This window comes from Brachybacterium sp. YJGR34 (genome assembly GCF_003347015.1).
In the GTDB taxonomy this organism is placed as follows: Bacteria; Actinomycetota; Actinomycetes; order Actinomycetales; family Dermabacteraceae; genus Brachybacterium.
Map to the genome: position 1 here is coordinate 136,364 of NZ_PNFB01000003.1, position 14,711 is coordinate 151,074.

The following is a 14,711-nucleotide window of genomic DNA, read 5'->3' on the forward strand; positions in this document are numbered from 1 at the left end:
TGATGGAGCGATGAGCGAGCAGACAGCGACGACGCCGACCATCGACCCGATCCCCGAGGGTCTCGCCGAACGCGCCGCGCTCCTGGGCGGTCCGGAGGGCACCCTCGACCAGGAGCAGATCACCGGCTTCGTCACCGAGCAGCTCGCCGGGGCGGACCTCGACGGCAAGAGCGTCTGCCTCATCATCCCCGACGGCACCCGCTCCGTCCCGCTGCCGCGGGTGCTGCCCGCGATCCACGCGGCGCTCGCCGGCCGCGCCGCCTCCGTGACCGTGCTCATCGCGCTGGGCACCCACGCGGCGATGAGCGGGGAGGCGATCGATGCGCTGCTGGGCTCCACCGAGCACGGCGCGCAGGCCACCTACCCCGGCTGGGAGATCGTCAACCACGCCTGGGACGATCCGGAACAGATCGCGGACCTCGGCGAGATCCCCGCCGAGCGGATCACCGAGCTGACCGGGGGCCTGCTGCGCGACGTGCCGATGCGCGTGCAGATCAACCGCCTGTGCGTCGAGAGCGACGTGAACCTCGTCGTCGGCCCCGTGTTCCCGCACGAGGTGGTCGGCTTCTCCGGCGGCAACAAGTACTTCTTCCCCGGCTGCTCCGTGCACGACGTCATCGACATCTCCCACTGGGTGGGCGCGCTCATCACCGCCAGCCGCATCATCGGCACCCTCGGCATCACCCCGGTGCGACAGCTCATCGACGCCGCGACCGAGCTCATCGACGCTCAGAAGCTCTGCTTCACCATGGACGTCGCCGCCGGCGGGCAGGACCTCGGCGCCATCGCCTTCGGTGATCCCCAGGCGGCGTGGGCGGCGATGGCGAAGATCTCCGCACTCACCCACATCACGTACGTCGACAAGCCCTACCAGAGGATCGTGGCGCTCGTGCCGGAGATGTACGAGGACATCTGGACCGGCGCGAAGGGCTTCTACAAGTCCGAGCCGGTCTGCGCCGACGGCGGCGAGGTCATCCTCTACGCCCCGCACATCACCGAGGTCGCCGCGATGCACCCCGGTCTGCGCGACATCGGGTACCACAACATCGAGTACTTCACGAAGCAGTGGGACCGCTTCCAGGACCACCCCTGGGGCGAGCTCGCGCATTCCACGCACGTCACGGGCCTGGGCACCTACGACCCCGAGACCGGCGAGGAGCGTCAGCGCGTGCGCCGCTCCTTCGCCACCTCGATCCCGCCCGAGGTGTGCGCGGAGTACAACGTGCCCTACGTCGATCCCGCGAGCCTCGACCTCGAGGCGCTGCGTCAGGACCCGGACACCCTGGTCATCGACCACGCGGGTGAGGTGCTCTTCCGACTCGCCGAGGAGCGTCAGGCCCTGTGAGCGCACCCTCCCGCACCGCCCCGAACCTCTTCCACCCCGCCGCGGAGGTCCCCGCGTCCGCGGCGATGACCCCGGAGCGCCTGGCGGGGGAGCCCCTCGCTCTCGCCGAGGACGTCGCCGAGCAGCTGCAGGGCGTGGGCCGGCTCGGCGTCGCCTACTCCGGGGGCGTGGACTCCGCGACCCTGCTCGCCCTCGCCGTGCGCGCCCTCGGCGCCGGGAACGTGGTGGCCCTGCTGGGCGTCTCCCCGTCGCTCGCCCGCCGCGAGCGGCGCCTCGCCCACCGGGTCGCCGCCGTGATCGGCGCGGAGGTGATCGAGGTCCGCACCCTCGAGGGCGAGAACCCCGACTACCAGAAGAACGACGCGGCCCGCTGCTTCCACTGCAAGGACGAGCTGTTCACGCGCATCGACGACGAGATCGTCGGCGAGCACTTTCTCGACGCCGTCGCCTACGGCGAGAACGCCGACGACGCCACCCGGCACGACCGCCCCGGCGCCGGCGCCGCGACCCGGCACCGGGTGCTGCGCCCCCTCTCCACCGCCGGCATCACGAAGGCGCAGGTCCGCGAGATCGCCCGCGCGCTCTCCCTGCCGGTCGCGGACAAGCCCGCCGCCCCCTGCCTCGCCTCCCGGGTGCCCTTCGGGCAGGAGGTCACCCCGGAGAAGCTGCGCCAGATCGACGACCTCGAGGACGCCGTCTTCGAGCAGGGCTTCAGCGACTGCCGGGTGCGCCACCACGGGAACGTCGGCCGCATCGAGCTACCCACCGAGGAGCTGCCCCGCGCCCTGGAGCCGGAGGTCCGCACCGCCCTGCTCACGGCCGGCAAGGAGGCGGGCTTCGCGCACGTCACCCTCGACCTCGACGGCATCCGCTCGGGGCTGTTCTCCCTGCAGGTGGTCTCCTCCGGAGTGGGCGGGCATGGCTGAGGGTCCTGCGGCCGACGGGCGGATCGACGGCTTCCTCGACCTCGACCTGGACCGCGGCCACCGCCGCGGCGCCCCCGAGGCGGTGCTGTGCGACGCGAAGACCGTCCCGCAGGTGGCCGCGATCGCCGAGGAGTACGCGCGCCTGCACGCCGCCGGCCGCGAGGACCTGGGACCGGTGCTGTTCACCCGCGCCGACGAGCAGCGGGCCCAGGCCGTCCTCGCCGCCCTGCCGGAGGCGCACCACGATCCCGACGCCCGGCTCCTGGCCTGGCCCGCCGAACCGCCGCCGGCCACGGGCGGGCTGGTGATCGTCGCCTGCGCCGGCACCAGCGACCTGCCCGTGGCCCGGGAGGCCGAGCTCACCGCCCGCTACCTGGGTCGCCCCACCGCCCTGCTCGCCGATATCGGCATCGCCGGGCTCCACCGCCTGCAGCGGCGCCTGCCCGAGCTGCGCGAGGCCGCCTGCGTGGTGGTCGCCGCCGGCATGGACGGCGCCCTGCCCACGGTGGTCGCCGGGCAGATCAGCGCACCGGTGGTGGCGCTGCCCACCTCCGTCGGCTACGGCGTCGCGAGCGGCGGCGTCACCGCAGCGCTGACCATGCTCTCCGCCTGCGCCCCGGGCATCGGCGTGGTCAACATCGACAACGGCTACGGCGCCGGCCACCTCGCCGCGCAGATCGCCCGCTGGGCGCCGCCCCGCTGAGCACCCCGATGGACTCGAGGGAGGTTCCCGCCGTGTTCGACCGCGACCGTGCCGTCGAGATCTTCACTCGCGTGCGCGCCCTGCCGTATGCGACCGATGCCGCGTACGACGCGCCGGGCCTGCGGGAGCGAGGCCGCGGCAACTGCGTGGCGAAGGCGGAGCTGCTGGCGGAGGAGCTGCGCGGCATCGGGATGACCGTGCGGCTGGTGTCCTGGGAGTAAGAGCTCCCGCGCCTGGTGGAGGCGCAGGCGCACCTGCGATTCACGACGGACGTGCACACTGCGCCCCAGGCGCTCCTCGGCGACGACTGGGTCCTGGTCGACGCCACCCACGATCCGCCCCTCGCGCGGCTCGGGCTGCCGGTGGGGACCTGGGACGGGACGCAGGGGACACGGCCGGCTTACGACGTGATCGGCGAGGTCGTCGCCCTTGACGACCCGCGCGCCGAGGAGCGCCTCGCGCAGAGCCGGTCCCGCATCGCCGGGCAGGTCGAGGCGACGGACCCCGAGGCGGTTCAGGCCTACCTCCGGGACCTCAATGCACTGCTGGAGAGCGTGCGGAGCGAAGGAGCCGCGTCCGTGTGATCGGCACGGCGGCACGCCGTCACCGCAGGGGGCGGCCTCCGCGGAGCATCCCGCGCAGCAGGTCCGTCTCGCCCTCGTCGCCGCGGCGGTCCAGCGCGGTGCGCAGCGCCTTCGTCGCCGCCTCGTGCTCGCCGAGCCGCGAGAGCATCTCGCCGCGGATCACGTGGAAGGGTCGGTGCTCGGCGAGCTCCTCCCCGAGCCCGTCGAGCTGCGCGAGGGCCTCACCCGGGCCGTGCGCCTCGCCGAGGGCGACGATCCGGCCCAGCCGCACGATGGCCGTCGGCCAGTGCGCCAGCAGCGCGTCGTAGAGCGCGACCACCTCCTCCCAGTCGACGTCCTCGTGCCGTGCGGGCGCCGCGACGGCCGCCGCGATCGCGCCCTGCAGCAGGTAGGGGCCGCGTGCGCCACGAGCCAGCGCGTCCAGCACGAGGGCGTCGGCCCGCTCGACGAGCTCGCGGTCCCAGGCGGCGCGGTCCTGCTGGGCGAGGGCGACGGGGCGGCCGTGCCGATCGCGGCGGGTGGCGGTGCGGGAACGCAGCAGCATCGCCTGCGCGAGCAGGCCCTGGGTCTCGGTGTGCGCGGGCCGCAGCGCGGCGAGCAGCTCGAGGATCCGCGAGGCGGCGCGCAGAACGTCGCCGTCGGCATCCCGTTCGCCCGTGGCCAGCAGCACGGAGACCACGTCCAGGACATCGATCAGCCGGGCGTCGATCTCATCCTCGGCCGGGACGCGGCAGGGGATGCGGCTGAGCACGATGCGCTTCTTCGCGCGGGTCAGGCGAGCGGCCATGGTCGATTCGCTGACCAGGAACGCCGCCGCGATCTGCGCCGTGCTCAGCCCGCCCACCAGTCGCAGCGTCAGGGCGATGCGGGCCTCGGGGGCGAGCGCCGGGTGCGCGGCGAGGAAGATCAGCCGCAGCTGCTCGTCGAGCACCACGGCACGCTCCTCGTCGGCGATCCGCGGCGGCGCGTGCTGCCCCTCCTCGCCGGGCGCGGGCTCCGGTGCCCCCTCGTCCCACACCAGCAGCGGGAGTTTCCGGTGCAGCGTCTCGCCGCGGCGCAGGGCGTCCAGAGCGCGGCGCCGCGCGGCCGTGGCGAGCCAGCCGCCGGGACTCGCGGGGATGCCGCCGGACCGCCAGGCGGTGAGGGCCTGGACGAAGGCGTCCTGGACGGCATCCTCCGCGAGGTCGAGGTCGCGCGTGAGCCCGACGGTCGCGGCGAGCACGGAGCCCCAGTGGGCGCGGTGCGCGGCGGCGACGGCGTCGGCGACCTCCGGGACGGTGGACGGTCTCACGCGGTGACGCGCCCCTGGGTCCCGGGGGCCTCGTCGCCGGGCATCGGCCGGACCTCGACGCCGCCGCCCTGGTGCAGGATCGGGTTGCGACGGGCGACGGCGAGGGCCGCGTCGAGATCCGGCACCTCGATCACGTAGAAGCCGACGATCACCTCGTTGACCTCCACGAACGGGCCGTCGACGAGACTGTCAGCGCGGATCGAGGTGGTGGCGTCGTGATCCTCGAGCGGGCTGCCGAAGATCATCACCCCCTCCTCGAGCAGCTCCTTGCCGTGGGCGTCATGCTCGGCGACCTGCGCCGCGAGGGTCTCGGGATCGGTGGTGGCGGCATCGAGGGGGTGGTACAGGAACACGGTGTAGCGGGCCATGGGGATCATCCTCCTGACGGGGCGGCGCCTCTCGCCGTCCTCATCATGCTGTCGCACGGGCCGCTCCAGATCGACAGCCCGCGGCCGACGGATTCTCCGCGGTCCGCTCCGGGCGGTGCCGCCCGCTCACCGCTCGCCCCCGCCGGACGCGGATCCGTGGGCGACATCATGCGTCGCCACGCTTGTGTTACTTGACCATCCGGACGGTAAAGTAACGAGAGCTCCCGCTCGTCGCCCAGGAGGTCCCATGCCCGCCGGCTCGCCCGTCCCCGCGCGCCCCGCGCACCGCCCCTCGGCCCGCGAGGCGATGCTCGGCGCCGCCGAGGCGCACCTCGGCGCCGGAGGCACCCTCACCCTCGATTCCGCCGCCCGCGCGGCGGGCGTCACCAAGCCCGGGCTGATGTACCACTTCGCCACCAAGGAGGAGCTGCTGGCCGCGGTGGTCGAGCACGTCGCCGCGCGCTGTGAGCGCCAGATCCTCGCGCGGATCGCGGCGCGGGAGGGTGGGGCGGCCCGGGACCTCACCGCCGTCCCCGCCCGCGAGCGCTTCCTGGCCTATCTCGACTGGTCCGCGACGGCGGATCTCTCCCCTGCCGAGCTGGCGATCTTCGCCGACCCCTCGCTGCGCGACAGCATGACCCGCCGCTGGCAGGAGCAGAGCGAGCGCTGGCTGGACGTTCCCGCGGGGACGCCCACCGCGCAGCGCCGCCGCCTGCTCGCCGTGCGCCTGATGGCCGACGGGCTCTGGTTCGATCGCGCGAGCGGCCTGCTCGAGACCTCCGATCAGGAGAACGCCGCCCTGACGGAACTGGCCGAGGAGATGCTGGGGGAGGAGTCATGACCGCCTGGCTGCTGCTCGTCGTCGCCATCCTCAGCGAGGTCAGCGCGACCCTCGCGCTGCGCGGGGCGTTGGACCGGCCCGCCCTCTACGCCGTGGTCCTGCTCGGCTACGCCCTCTCCTTCACCCTCCTCGCTCTGGTGCTGCGCCGCGGCATGGCGCTCGGCGTCGCCTACGGGATCTGGGGCGCGAGCGGCGTCATGCTCACCGCCATCCTCTCCGCGCTGCTGTTCGGGGAGGCGCTGACCGCGCTCGCGGGACTCGGGATCGTGCTCATCGCCGCCGGCGTGGTGGTGGTCGAGCTCGGTGCCCAGCGGGCTCGCGCCGCGGCGCAGCGTGCGGCGGCCACGGCCGGGGCGGGAGCGTCATGACCGCCTGGCTGCTGCTGGGAGCAGCGGTGCTCAGCGAGGTCAGTGGGACCCTGTCCCTGCGGCTCGCCGCGGGTGGGCGACGGGCCTGGTACGGGCTCGTCCTGCTGGGCTACGCGGTCGCCTTCGCCTTCCTGTCCTTCGCCCTCGCGGCCGGCATGCCCCTCGGTGTCGCCTACGGCGTCTGGGCCGCGGCGGGCATCGTGCTGACCGCACTGGTCTCGCGTGTGCTCTTCCGGGAGGCGCTCACCCCGGTGATGGCCGCCGGGATGGGGATGATCGTGGCGGGCGTGCTGCTCATCGAGCTCGGCGGGGTGCACTGAGGGCGGTCCGGCCGCACGCCGGGTCCGATCACGACGACCCTCGAGGGAGGCGCCACGGCCGGAACCGCCCTGCTCAGCGGGTCGCCGCGAGCAGGTCCATGATCTCGGCGGGCCCTCCCGGCCAGGAGTGGTAGACGTTCCGCCGAAACGCCCCGTCGCGCATCAGGGGCGTGCCGGCGCCGTAGTCGCCCTCGTTCAGCGCCGTGCGCGCCGCCTCCGGCAGATCCTCCCAGTCGATCAGCGGGTGCAGCGTGCCCGGGGCATCGTGCAGCCACATCGAGTGGGTGACCGTCTCGCCGTACCGGCTGTAGCCGAGCATCGGCCGGCCCTCGTGGGTGACCTCTGCCGTGGGTTCGACGGTGAACAGCCGCCCGTGCTGGGAATAGCTGAAGGAGATCATCACGGCGTCCTCCGGACCGCTCGTCTGCCCCTCGCGCAGCCAGACCACGGCCCCTTCCCAGTCGTGACGGTGCCCGCGGCCGGGGGAGGGGCAGTCCTTGGGGAAGTACCAGGCGTACACGATCGCGCGGTGCCCCGGCAGGGCGACCGAGCGCGAATAGGCCTGGCCACGGGAGTCGCGCCCGCCCTCGGCCACCGAATCCGCCGGCAGGCCGGCGCTGATGCGGCCCGCGGCGTCGACCCCGGGGTACGGGACGCAGCCGGTCAGCGGCGCCAGGTACGGCTGGAACCGCGCCGCCAGGATCTGCCGCTCCTCGACGGGCTCCACCTCCTCGAAGCCGACGATCTGATCGTGGGGGAGGGTCGGGATGCTCATGCGGTGCGCTCCTCGGTCTCCTGCAGGCGGGCGTCGAGTCGCTCCAGCAGCGGCAGCAGCTCGGACGGGGTGGCGATGGTGCGGTCCGGTGCCTCGAGGGCATCGGCCGGTACGCGCGGATAGCGCGGTGTCCAGGCCAGGTGGATGCTCGTGATCCCCAGGGCGTTGGCGCCCTTGATATCGCGGGCGAGATTGTTGCCCACCATGACGCAGCGTGACGTCTCGGCGGCCTCCAGGTCCAGCGACCCCAGGGCGGCCTTGAACATCCGGGGGCTGGGTTTGGAGTGGCGCACGGCCTCCGAGCAGGTCACCGTTTCGAAGAGATCGAAGACCCCGTGCTGCGTCAGCAGGTTCTCGAAGGAGCTCAGCAGCCCGTCGGCGACGAGTCCGAGCCGGAACCCGGCGGCGTCGAGATCGAGGAGCATCTGTCGTGCACCCGGGATCATGTCCCCGGAGATCACCACTCCGTCGTCATCGCGGATCTCGGTGCCCTCGTCGATGAGGGTGTCTCCGCAGTCGAGCAGTGCGATGAGGCGTCGTGGTCTCACGGGGATCCTGTTCTGGAGGGGGGAGGTCGGAGCGGGCTCTCGGCCCGGTCGATCACGGTAGGGCGGCGCGGTGGCTTGTTCTTGAACACGTGCGGGGCCTGCGGATGAATCCGCTCCCGGAATTTAGCGCCATCGCTCGCCGTGAACTCGGCGTGATGAACGATCGATGAACAGGACTGAAGAGATGTGCTCACGGTCGAGAACAGCCGGACTGCTGCTCTAGTATCCGAGCGGCCGCCCAGGAAAGTGGTCGCTTCATTCTCGTCGAGGAGTTCGTTCGTATGTCAGGACCATTGAGGATCGCCGTTCTCGGGGCATGGCACGTCCACGCCCGGGATCACGGACGGGCTCTGGCCGCGCACCCGGGCGTGGAGCTGCTCGGGATCTGGGACGAGGAAGCCGGCCGCGGCCGGGCGCTGGCCGGGCAGCTGGACACGGAGTTCATCGCGGATCGCGAGCACCTGCTGGGTCGCTCGGATCTGGACGGCGTGGTGGTGACCACCGCGACCCGCGACCACGATGCGATCATCGCCGCGGCGCTGACCGCGGGCCGGCACGTGTTCACCGAGAAGCTGCTCTCGCCCACGGTCGCGGGCTGCGAGGAGCTCATCCGGCTCGCCGATCAGCACGACCGAGTGCTCACCGTCTCCCTGCCCCGCCTGTCCCTGGGGTGCGTCAAGGCCGTGCGCGAGCTGCTGGAGGCCGGCACGCTGGGACGCGTGGTGTCCTCGCGGGTCCGGCTGGCCCACGGTGGTGCGCTCACGGATCAGCTGCCGGAACGGTTCTACGACCCCGCCGAGGCCCTCGGCGGCGCGTTCACCGACCTCGGGGCCCACCCGGCCTGCATCACCCAGCTGATCCTGGGGGAGGAGTTCGAGCGCGTCACCGCCAGCTACGCCCATGTCACCGCACGCGCCGTCGAGGACAGCGCCGTCGTCACGGTGACCACGGCCGACGGGGCGATCGGTGTCATCGAGACCGGCTTCGTCACCCCCTCAGGGCCCCTCACCCTCGAGGTCCACGGCACCGAGGGCTCCGTCCACGTCGGCCCCGACGCCGATCGGATGCACCTGCGCACCGCCGAGGGATGGTCCCGGATCGAGGTGCCCGAGGACGACCCGGCACCCCTGCAGCAGTGGGCCGAGGCGATCCGTCGCCATGAGCGCACCAGCGAGAACCTCGCCCGCGCCCGTGCCCTCACCGCCCTGGTCGTCGCCGCGAACGCCGCGGCACGCTGACCCCACCTCGCGAAGGAGACCCGACATGACCCCCACCGCCCCTCTCCGCGTCGGCCTCATCGGCGGCGGCAACATCGCCGATTCCCACCTGCGCGGCTATGCCGCCAACAGTGCACGCGTCCAGGTCATCGCGGTGGCCGATGCCGACCCCAGCACCCTCGCCCGTCGTGTCGAGCAGACCGGCGCCGCCGGCTATGCCGACTTCCATGCCCTGCTCGCCGAGGCGGAGGTCGACGCCGTCGACATCTGCCTGCCCCATCACCTGCACCGTGCCGCCATCGTGGCCGCTGCGGAGGCCGGCCGGCACATCCTGTGCGAGAAGCCGCTGTGCCTCACGGCGGAGGAGGCCGTCGCCGTGCGCGCCGCCGTCCAGGCCGCCGGCGTGACGTTCATGTGCGCCCACAACAAGCTCTACCTCCCGGCGGTGGCGCGGGCCAAGGAGCTCGTCGACTCCGGCGCCCTGGGCGAGGTGTACGAGGTGCGCACCACCGATGCGTTCTTCAACGACTTCGATCCCTCCACCATGGGCTGGCGTGCGACGGCGGCCACCTCGGGCGGCGGCGAGTACATGGACACCGGCTACCACCCCACCTACCTGCTGATGCACCTGGCCGGAGCGCGCCCCCGCTCGGTGTTCTCGATGATGTCCACCCACCGTCTGCGGTTCATGGAGGGCGAGGACTCCGCTCAGGTGCTGGTGCGATTCGAGGGCGGCGCCGTGGGGCAGATCGCCACCTCCTGGGCGTACCCGCGGGTGCCGGGCGCGGAACGCTTCGCCGTCATGGGGGAGAAGGGCTCGCTGAGCTCGGACGGCACGACGCTGCGCGTCGCGCTGCGGGAGCAGGAGGCCGAGCAGGTCTACGCGCTCCGGATGCGCGACCCCTTCGAGGCCGAGATCGCCGACTTCGTGGACCGGGTGCGGGACGGTCGCCGCCCGCTGCACGGTGTGCAGGAGGGGATCGACACCCTCGCGATCATCCTCGCCGCCTACGCCAGTGCCGAGTCCGGCAGCGCCGAGGAGGTTCTCGCCCTCTGAGCCGGTCGTCCCCACCCGGCCGCGTGCCGCGCGCGGGGGCGCGGGGCACGCGGTCAGGGGGCCGACGTGGCCGCCGGCTGCCCGGCGATCCCGCGCAGCGGGAGCTCCTCGGCATAGTGGCAGGCCGAGAGGTGCCCGTCGGCCGCCTCCTGCAGCGGCGGGGTGGTGATGCGGCACAGCTCGGTCGCGTAGTGGCACCGCGAGGAGAACAGGCAGCCCTCGGGCCGATCGGTGGGGCTCGGCACCTCCCCTGTGGGCACGATGCGCTCGCGCGAGGCGTCCGGATCCGGCTGGGGGACGGCGGACAGCAGCGCCTCGGTGTACGGGTGGCGGGGCCGCGAGAAGAGGCTCGCGGTCTCCGCCAGCTCGACGATCCGGCCCAGGTACATCACCGCCACCCGATCGGAGAGGTACTCGACGATCGACAGGTCGTGAGCGATGAACAGGTAGGACAGCCCCAGCTCGTCCTGCAGGTCCTTGAGCAGATTGATGATCTGGGCTCGGATGGACACGTCCAGCGCGGAGACGGCCTCGTCGGCCACGATCACCTTCGGGCCGGTGATCAGGGCCCGGGCGATCCCGATGCGCTGGCGCTGGCCGCCGGAGAAGCTGTGCGGGTAGCGACGCAGGTGCGAGGGATCCAGGCCGACCTTCTCGGCGATCTCGCGCACCCGCCGCTGCAGCTCCTGCCGGCGGGGCCGACGGGTCGCGCGCAGCGGCTCCGCGATGATGTCGAAGACCGTCATGCGCGGGTCCAGGGACGACATGGGGTCCTGGAAGATCATCTGGATGTCCGGGCGGTAGGAGCGCAGCGCACGACCCTTCAGAGCGAGGAAGTCGATCTCGCGACCGCTCCCGGCGGAGTGCCCCCCGTCGCCCTCGGGGTTGTACATCACGGCTCCGGAGGTGGCGTCGATGCCCCGCACGATCACGCGGCCCAGCGTGGACTTCCCGCAGCCGGACTCGCCGACGACGGACAGCGTCTCGCCCCGCTCCAGGGTCAGCGAGACGTCGTCGACCGCGGGGAAGGACTCCGTGCGCGAGATGCTGAACTCCTTGGTGACGTGCTCGATCCGCAGCAGGGCGCTCATGCGGGGGACTCCTCGGGGACGGCGGGGGCATCATGGCGGGACGGCTGGGGACGGGCGGCGCCCGTCGCCGTCGGCTCCGGGGCGGGAGCCTCGGGATCATGCAGGAAGCAGCGCACGTGATGGGCCTCGGTCAGCTCCAGCAGTCGCGGCTCGGCGGTCTCGCAGACCCCCTCGATGCGGTCCGTGCAGCGGCCGCGGAAGGAGCACATCGGCGGCAGGTCGATCGCCTGCGGCACGGTGCCCTCGATCGCATGCAGGCGCTCGTCGCGCCTCATCCCCAGGCGGGGGATGGAGCGCAGCAGCCCGCGGGTGTAGGGATGCTGGGGATCGGCGAACAGCTCCCGGACGGGGGCCTGCTCGACGATCCGCCCCAGGTACATCACCGCCACCTCGTCGCAGGTCCCGGCCACCACGGCGAGGTCGTGGGTGATGAGCACGATCGCCATCCCGGTCTCGGCCTGCAGGTCCTGCATCAGCTCGAGGACCTGCGCCTGGATGGTCACGTCCAGGGCGGTGGTGGGCTCGTCCGCGATCAGCACTTCCGGCTCGCACGACAGCGCCATCGCGATCATGGCGCGCTGGCGCATGCCGCCGGAGAACTGGTGGGGGTACTGGTCGATGCGCCGCGCGGCGTCGCCGATCCCGACCCGCAGCATCCACTCCAGGCAGATCTCCCGGGCCTCGGCGCGATCGGAGGTGCGGTGCAGGAGGATCGCTTCCATGATCTGCTCGCCGATCGTGTGCAGAGGGCTGAAGGCCGTCATCGGCTCCTGGAAGATCATCGCGATCCGTCGGCCGCGCACCGCGCGGATCATCGGCCCGTCGCGATCGAGCTCCATCACGTCCAGGTCGCCCGACCCGTCGGTGCCGTGCAGCCGCACGCGTCCGGACTCGCGGAACCGGCCGGGGTTCAGTCGGAGCAGCGTCTTGGCGGACATCGACTTGCCGGAGCCGGACTCGCCGACGATCCCCAGCGTGCGCCCGGCCCGCACCTGGAAGGAGACCCCGTCCACGGCGCGCAGCAGCCCGTGCTCGGTGGGCAGATGGACCGTCAGGTCCTCGACGCTCAGCACGGTCGCCGGCGTGGTGTCCTCATCGATGGTCGTCATCGCGTCCCTCACTTGTGCGGATCGGCGGCGTCACGGAGACCGTCGCCCAGGAAGTTGAAGGCGAGCACCGTGAGGATCACGAAGCCCAGCGGGATGAGCTTCCACGGATAGATCGCCACGTTGGTGACGTCCTGCGCTTCCTGCAGCAGCACGCCCCAGGAGGTCGCCGGGGCCTGCATGCCCAGCCCCAGGAAGCTCAGCGCGGTCTCGCCGATGATCATCCCCGGCACCGCCAGGGTCACGGCCACCACCAGATAGGACAGGAACCCCGGGATCAGGTGCGTGCCGATGATCCGCAGCGGCCTCACCCCGGCCACCCGGGCCGCCATCACGTAGTCCTCCTGCTTGAGCGCCACGAACTTCGAGCGCACCACACGGGCGAGCGTGGTCCACTCGATGAACGCCATGATCACCGTGATGTACAGGAACATCGTCACGACAGGGACCCGGGACGGGATCGCGGCGGCCAGCGCCATCCACAGCGGCAGCGTCGGGAACGAGCGCAGGATCTCGATGACGCGCTGGATCAGGAAGTCGACGGTGCCGCCGAAGTAGCCGGCGATCGACCCGATGAGGATGCCGAGGACGAAGCTGATCGCCACCCCGACCAGCGGGATCGTCAACGAGACCTGGGACCCCAGCAGGACGCGCGAGAACAGGTCGCGGCCCAGGCTGTCGGTGCCGAACAGGAACACCCGGCCGCCGCCCTCAGCGCCGAACAGGTGCGTCGAGGAGTGGAACAGCCCGAAGAAGGACCACTCCGAGCCCTGGGTGAAGAACTCCAGCCGATGGATCTGGTCCTGGTCGGCCACGAAGATCGGGCGCAGCGTCTCCGGGTCCCGCTCGAAGCTCAGCCCGTAGACGAAGGGGCCCACGAACCGGCCCTCGTGGAACAGGTGGATCATCGTCGGCGGGGCGTCGACGTAGTCGGAGTCGTAGCCGGCCAGAGAGTACGGAGCCAGGAATCCGGCGAAGGCCGCGCTGATGTACAGCAGCGCCAGCAGCACCATGGAGATCTGCGCCAGGCGGTGCGAGGAGAGCTTGGCCCACATCAGCCGCCACTGTCCGGCCGAGTAGTAGTTCTCGCGGCGCTCGGCGGCGGCCTCGAGGGCGGACGTCCTGCGTCCGCGGATCAACCCCAGGGTGGGGGAGACGGCGCTCATGCCCGAGCTCTCCTCTCGTCACGGATGCGGGGGTCCAGCCAGGCCAGGAGGATGTCGGAGATCAGCGTGCCGATCACCGTCAGGATCGCCATGAAGCCGAGCCAGGCCCCCGCGAGGTACATGTCCTGGGCCATCAGCGCGGAGAGCATCACGGGCCCCTGCGTGGGCAGGTTCAGCACGATCGCGGTGATCGTGGACCCGGTGAAGATCGCCGTCAGGGACCAGCCGATGGTGGAGACGATCGGGTTCAGCGCCGCGCGCATCGAGTACTTGCGGAGGTTGGTGGACTCCTTGACCCCCTTGGCGCGGGCAGTCATCACATGCTGCTTGGTCATCTCGTCGAGCATCTGCCCGCGCATGACGCGGATCAGCTCGCAGGTCGAGGCCGTGCCGATCACCACCACCGGGATCACCAGGTGACCCAGCAGGTCCACGACCCGGGCCGCGCTCCATCCGGCCCCGGAGAACTCCGGGGACTGCAGCCCCAGCATGGGGTTCCCGAACCAGGTGTACGAGAGGTACATGAGGATGATCGCCAGCAGGAAGTTGGGTGTCGCCATCCCCAGGAAGCCGACGGTGGTGAACACGTAGTCGCCCAGCGAGTACTGCTTCACCGCGGAGTACACCCCGATCGGGATCGCCACCAGGTAGGTGAAGGCCATGGCGGCGAGGGCCACGATCAGCGTGGTGGCCATGTACCGCTCCATCACCGCGAGCACGGGCTGGGAGTAGGCGAAGCTGTACCCGAGGTCTCCGCGGGAGAGGATGCCCCAGATCCACGCCAGGTACTGCACGTACCAGGGGTCGTCCAGGCCGTACCTCTCCCGCAGCGCCTCCTGTTCGACGGCGGAGAGCTGCTCGCCCTCCTGCTGCAGCTGCAGGACGCGGTGGCTGACGAAGTCCCCGGGCGGCAGCTGGATCACCCAGAAGACGATCACCGAGATGATCAGCACCACCGGGATCATCGTCAGGCACCGCCGGAGGACGTACTTCAGCACCGCGGCA

The 14,711-nt window shown here is 71.9% G+C and carries 18 protein-coding genes; 10 read left to right on the forward strand and 8 right to left on the reverse strand.

What is annotated here, in order from left to right:
* Window positions 1-10 precede the first annotated feature (10 nt).
* From CXH06_RS04530 to CXH06_RS04550, 5 genes are read left to right on the forward strand one after another with little or no spacing between them, the layout of a single operon-like run.
* Complete coding sequence (locus CXH06_RS04530; RefSeq protein ID WP_114853962.1) at window positions 11-1,345, forward strand: lactate racemase domain-containing protein; 1,335 nt, start codon at window positions 11-13, stop codon at window positions 1,343-1,345.
* Complete coding sequence (gene larE, locus CXH06_RS04535) at window positions 1,342-2,271, forward strand: ATP-dependent sacrificial sulfur transferase LarE (RefSeq protein ID WP_369832970.1); 930 nt, start codon at window positions 1,342-1,344, stop codon at window positions 2,269-2,271. The genes CXH06_RS04530 and larE overlap by 4 nt, the downstream gene beginning before the upstream one ends.
* Window positions 2,264-2,974: a nickel pincer cofactor biosynthesis protein LarB gene (larB, locus tag CXH06_RS04540; RefSeq protein ID WP_114853963.1), complete on the forward strand. Its 711-nt coding sequence runs from the start codon at window positions 2,264-2,266 to the stop codon at window positions 2,972-2,974. Before larE ends, larB begins: the two co-directional genes overlap by 8 nt.
* Before the next feature lie 8 nt (window positions 2,975-2,982).
* The gene (locus tag CXH06_RS04545; RefSeq protein WP_114853964.1) at window positions 2,983-3,195 is read left to right on the forward strand and encodes a hypothetical protein; all 213 of its coding nucleotides are present in this window, start codon (window positions 2,983-2,985) and stop codon (window positions 3,193-3,195) included.
* Window positions 3,196-3,246: 51 nt separating this feature from the next.
* The gene (locus CXH06_RS04550; protein ID WP_157975604.1) at window positions 3,247-3,558 is read left to right on the forward strand and encodes a hypothetical protein; all 312 of its coding nucleotides are present in this window, start codon (window positions 3,247-3,249) and stop codon (window positions 3,556-3,558) included.
* 19 nt (window positions 3,559-3,577) lie between these two features.
* Here the strand turns inward: CXH06_RS04550 and CXH06_RS04555 are convergent, their stop codons facing one another.
* Window positions 3,578-4,849 (reverse strand): RNA polymerase sigma factor, encoded by a 1,272-nt coding sequence (locus CXH06_RS04555; RefSeq protein WP_114853966.1) that lies wholly within the window; start codon window positions 4,847-4,849, stop codon window positions 3,578-3,580.
* Window positions 4,846-5,217 (reverse strand): YciI family protein, encoded by a 372-nt coding sequence (locus tag CXH06_RS04560; RefSeq protein WP_114853967.1) that lies wholly within the window; start codon window positions 5,215-5,217, stop codon window positions 4,846-4,848. The genes CXH06_RS04555 and CXH06_RS04560 overlap by 4 nt, the downstream gene beginning before the upstream one ends.
* A gap of 247 nt (window positions 5,218-5,464) precedes the next feature.
* Between CXH06_RS04560 and CXH06_RS04565 the strand changes: the two genes are divergently transcribed.
* The 3 genes from CXH06_RS04565 to CXH06_RS04575 are packed head-to-tail and all read left to right on the forward strand — an operon-like array spanning window position 5,465 to window position 6,746.
* Complete coding sequence (locus tag CXH06_RS04565; RefSeq protein WP_232820196.1) at window positions 5,465-6,058, forward strand: TetR/AcrR family transcriptional regulator; 594 nt, start codon at window positions 5,465-5,467, stop codon at window positions 6,056-6,058.
* Window positions 6,055-6,426 (forward strand): multidrug efflux SMR transporter, encoded by a 372-nt coding sequence (locus CXH06_RS04570; protein WP_114853968.1) that lies wholly within the window; start codon window positions 6,055-6,057, stop codon window positions 6,424-6,426. Before CXH06_RS04565 ends, CXH06_RS04570 begins: the two co-directional genes overlap by 4 nt.
* The gene (locus CXH06_RS04575) at window positions 6,423-6,746 is read left to right on the forward strand and encodes a multidrug efflux SMR transporter (protein ID WP_114853969.1); all 324 of its coding nucleotides are present in this window, start codon (window positions 6,423-6,425) and stop codon (window positions 6,744-6,746) included. Before CXH06_RS04570 ends, CXH06_RS04575 begins: the two co-directional genes overlap by 4 nt.
* A gap of 73 nt (window positions 6,747-6,819) precedes the next feature.
* On the opposite strand, the gene CXH06_RS04580 is transcribed toward CXH06_RS04575, so the two are convergent.
* Window positions 6,820-7,521 carry an NPP1 family protein gene (locus tag CXH06_RS04580; RefSeq protein ID WP_114853970.1) on the reverse strand — a complete coding sequence of 234 codons (702 nt, stop codon included), beginning with the start codon at window positions 7,519-7,521 and terminating at the stop codon, window positions 6,820-6,822.
* A complete protein-coding gene (locus tag CXH06_RS04585; protein WP_114853971.1) occupies window positions 7,518-8,069 on the reverse strand; it encodes an HAD family hydrolase in 552 nt (183 codons plus the stop codon). The genes CXH06_RS04580 and CXH06_RS04585 overlap by 4 nt, the downstream gene beginning before the upstream one ends.
* Window positions 8,070-8,350: 281 nt before the next feature.
* Between CXH06_RS04585 and CXH06_RS04590 the strand changes: the two genes are divergently transcribed.
* A complete protein-coding gene (locus CXH06_RS04590) occupies window positions 8,351-9,307 on the forward strand; it encodes a Gfo/Idh/MocA family protein (RefSeq protein WP_114853972.1) in 957 nt (318 codons plus the stop codon).
* Between the two features lie 25 nt (window positions 9,308-9,332).
* The gene (locus CXH06_RS04595) at window positions 9,333-10,343 is read left to right on the forward strand and encodes a Gfo/Idh/MocA family protein (RefSeq protein ID WP_114853973.1); all 1,011 of its coding nucleotides are present in this window, start codon (window positions 9,333-9,335) and stop codon (window positions 10,341-10,343) included.
* Window positions 10,344-10,396: 53 nt separating this feature from the next.
* Here the strand turns inward: CXH06_RS04595 and CXH06_RS04600 are convergent, their stop codons facing one another.
* From CXH06_RS04600 to CXH06_RS04615, 4 genes are read right to left on the reverse strand one after another with little or no spacing between them, the layout of a single operon-like run.
* Window positions 10,397-11,434, reverse strand: a complete 1,038-nt coding sequence (locus tag CXH06_RS04600) for an ABC transporter ATP-binding protein (protein ID WP_114853974.1) — start codon at window positions 11,432-11,434, stop codon at window positions 10,397-10,399.
* A complete protein-coding gene (locus tag CXH06_RS04605; RefSeq protein WP_114853975.1) occupies window positions 11,431-12,543 on the reverse strand; it encodes an ABC transporter ATP-binding protein in 1,113 nt (370 codons plus the stop codon). The genes CXH06_RS04600 and CXH06_RS04605 overlap by 4 nt, the downstream gene beginning before the upstream one ends.
* A gap of 8 nt (window positions 12,544-12,551) precedes the next feature.
* A complete protein-coding gene (locus CXH06_RS04610) occupies window positions 12,552-13,706 on the reverse strand; it encodes an ABC transporter permease (RefSeq protein WP_114853976.1) in 1,155 nt (384 codons plus the stop codon).
* A complete protein-coding gene (locus CXH06_RS04615) occupies window positions 13,703-14,704 on the reverse strand; it encodes an ABC transporter permease (protein WP_114853977.1) in 1,002 nt (333 codons plus the stop codon). Before CXH06_RS04615 ends, CXH06_RS04610 begins: the two co-directional genes overlap by 4 nt.
* Between the last annotated feature and the right edge of the window lie 7 nt (window positions 14,705-14,711).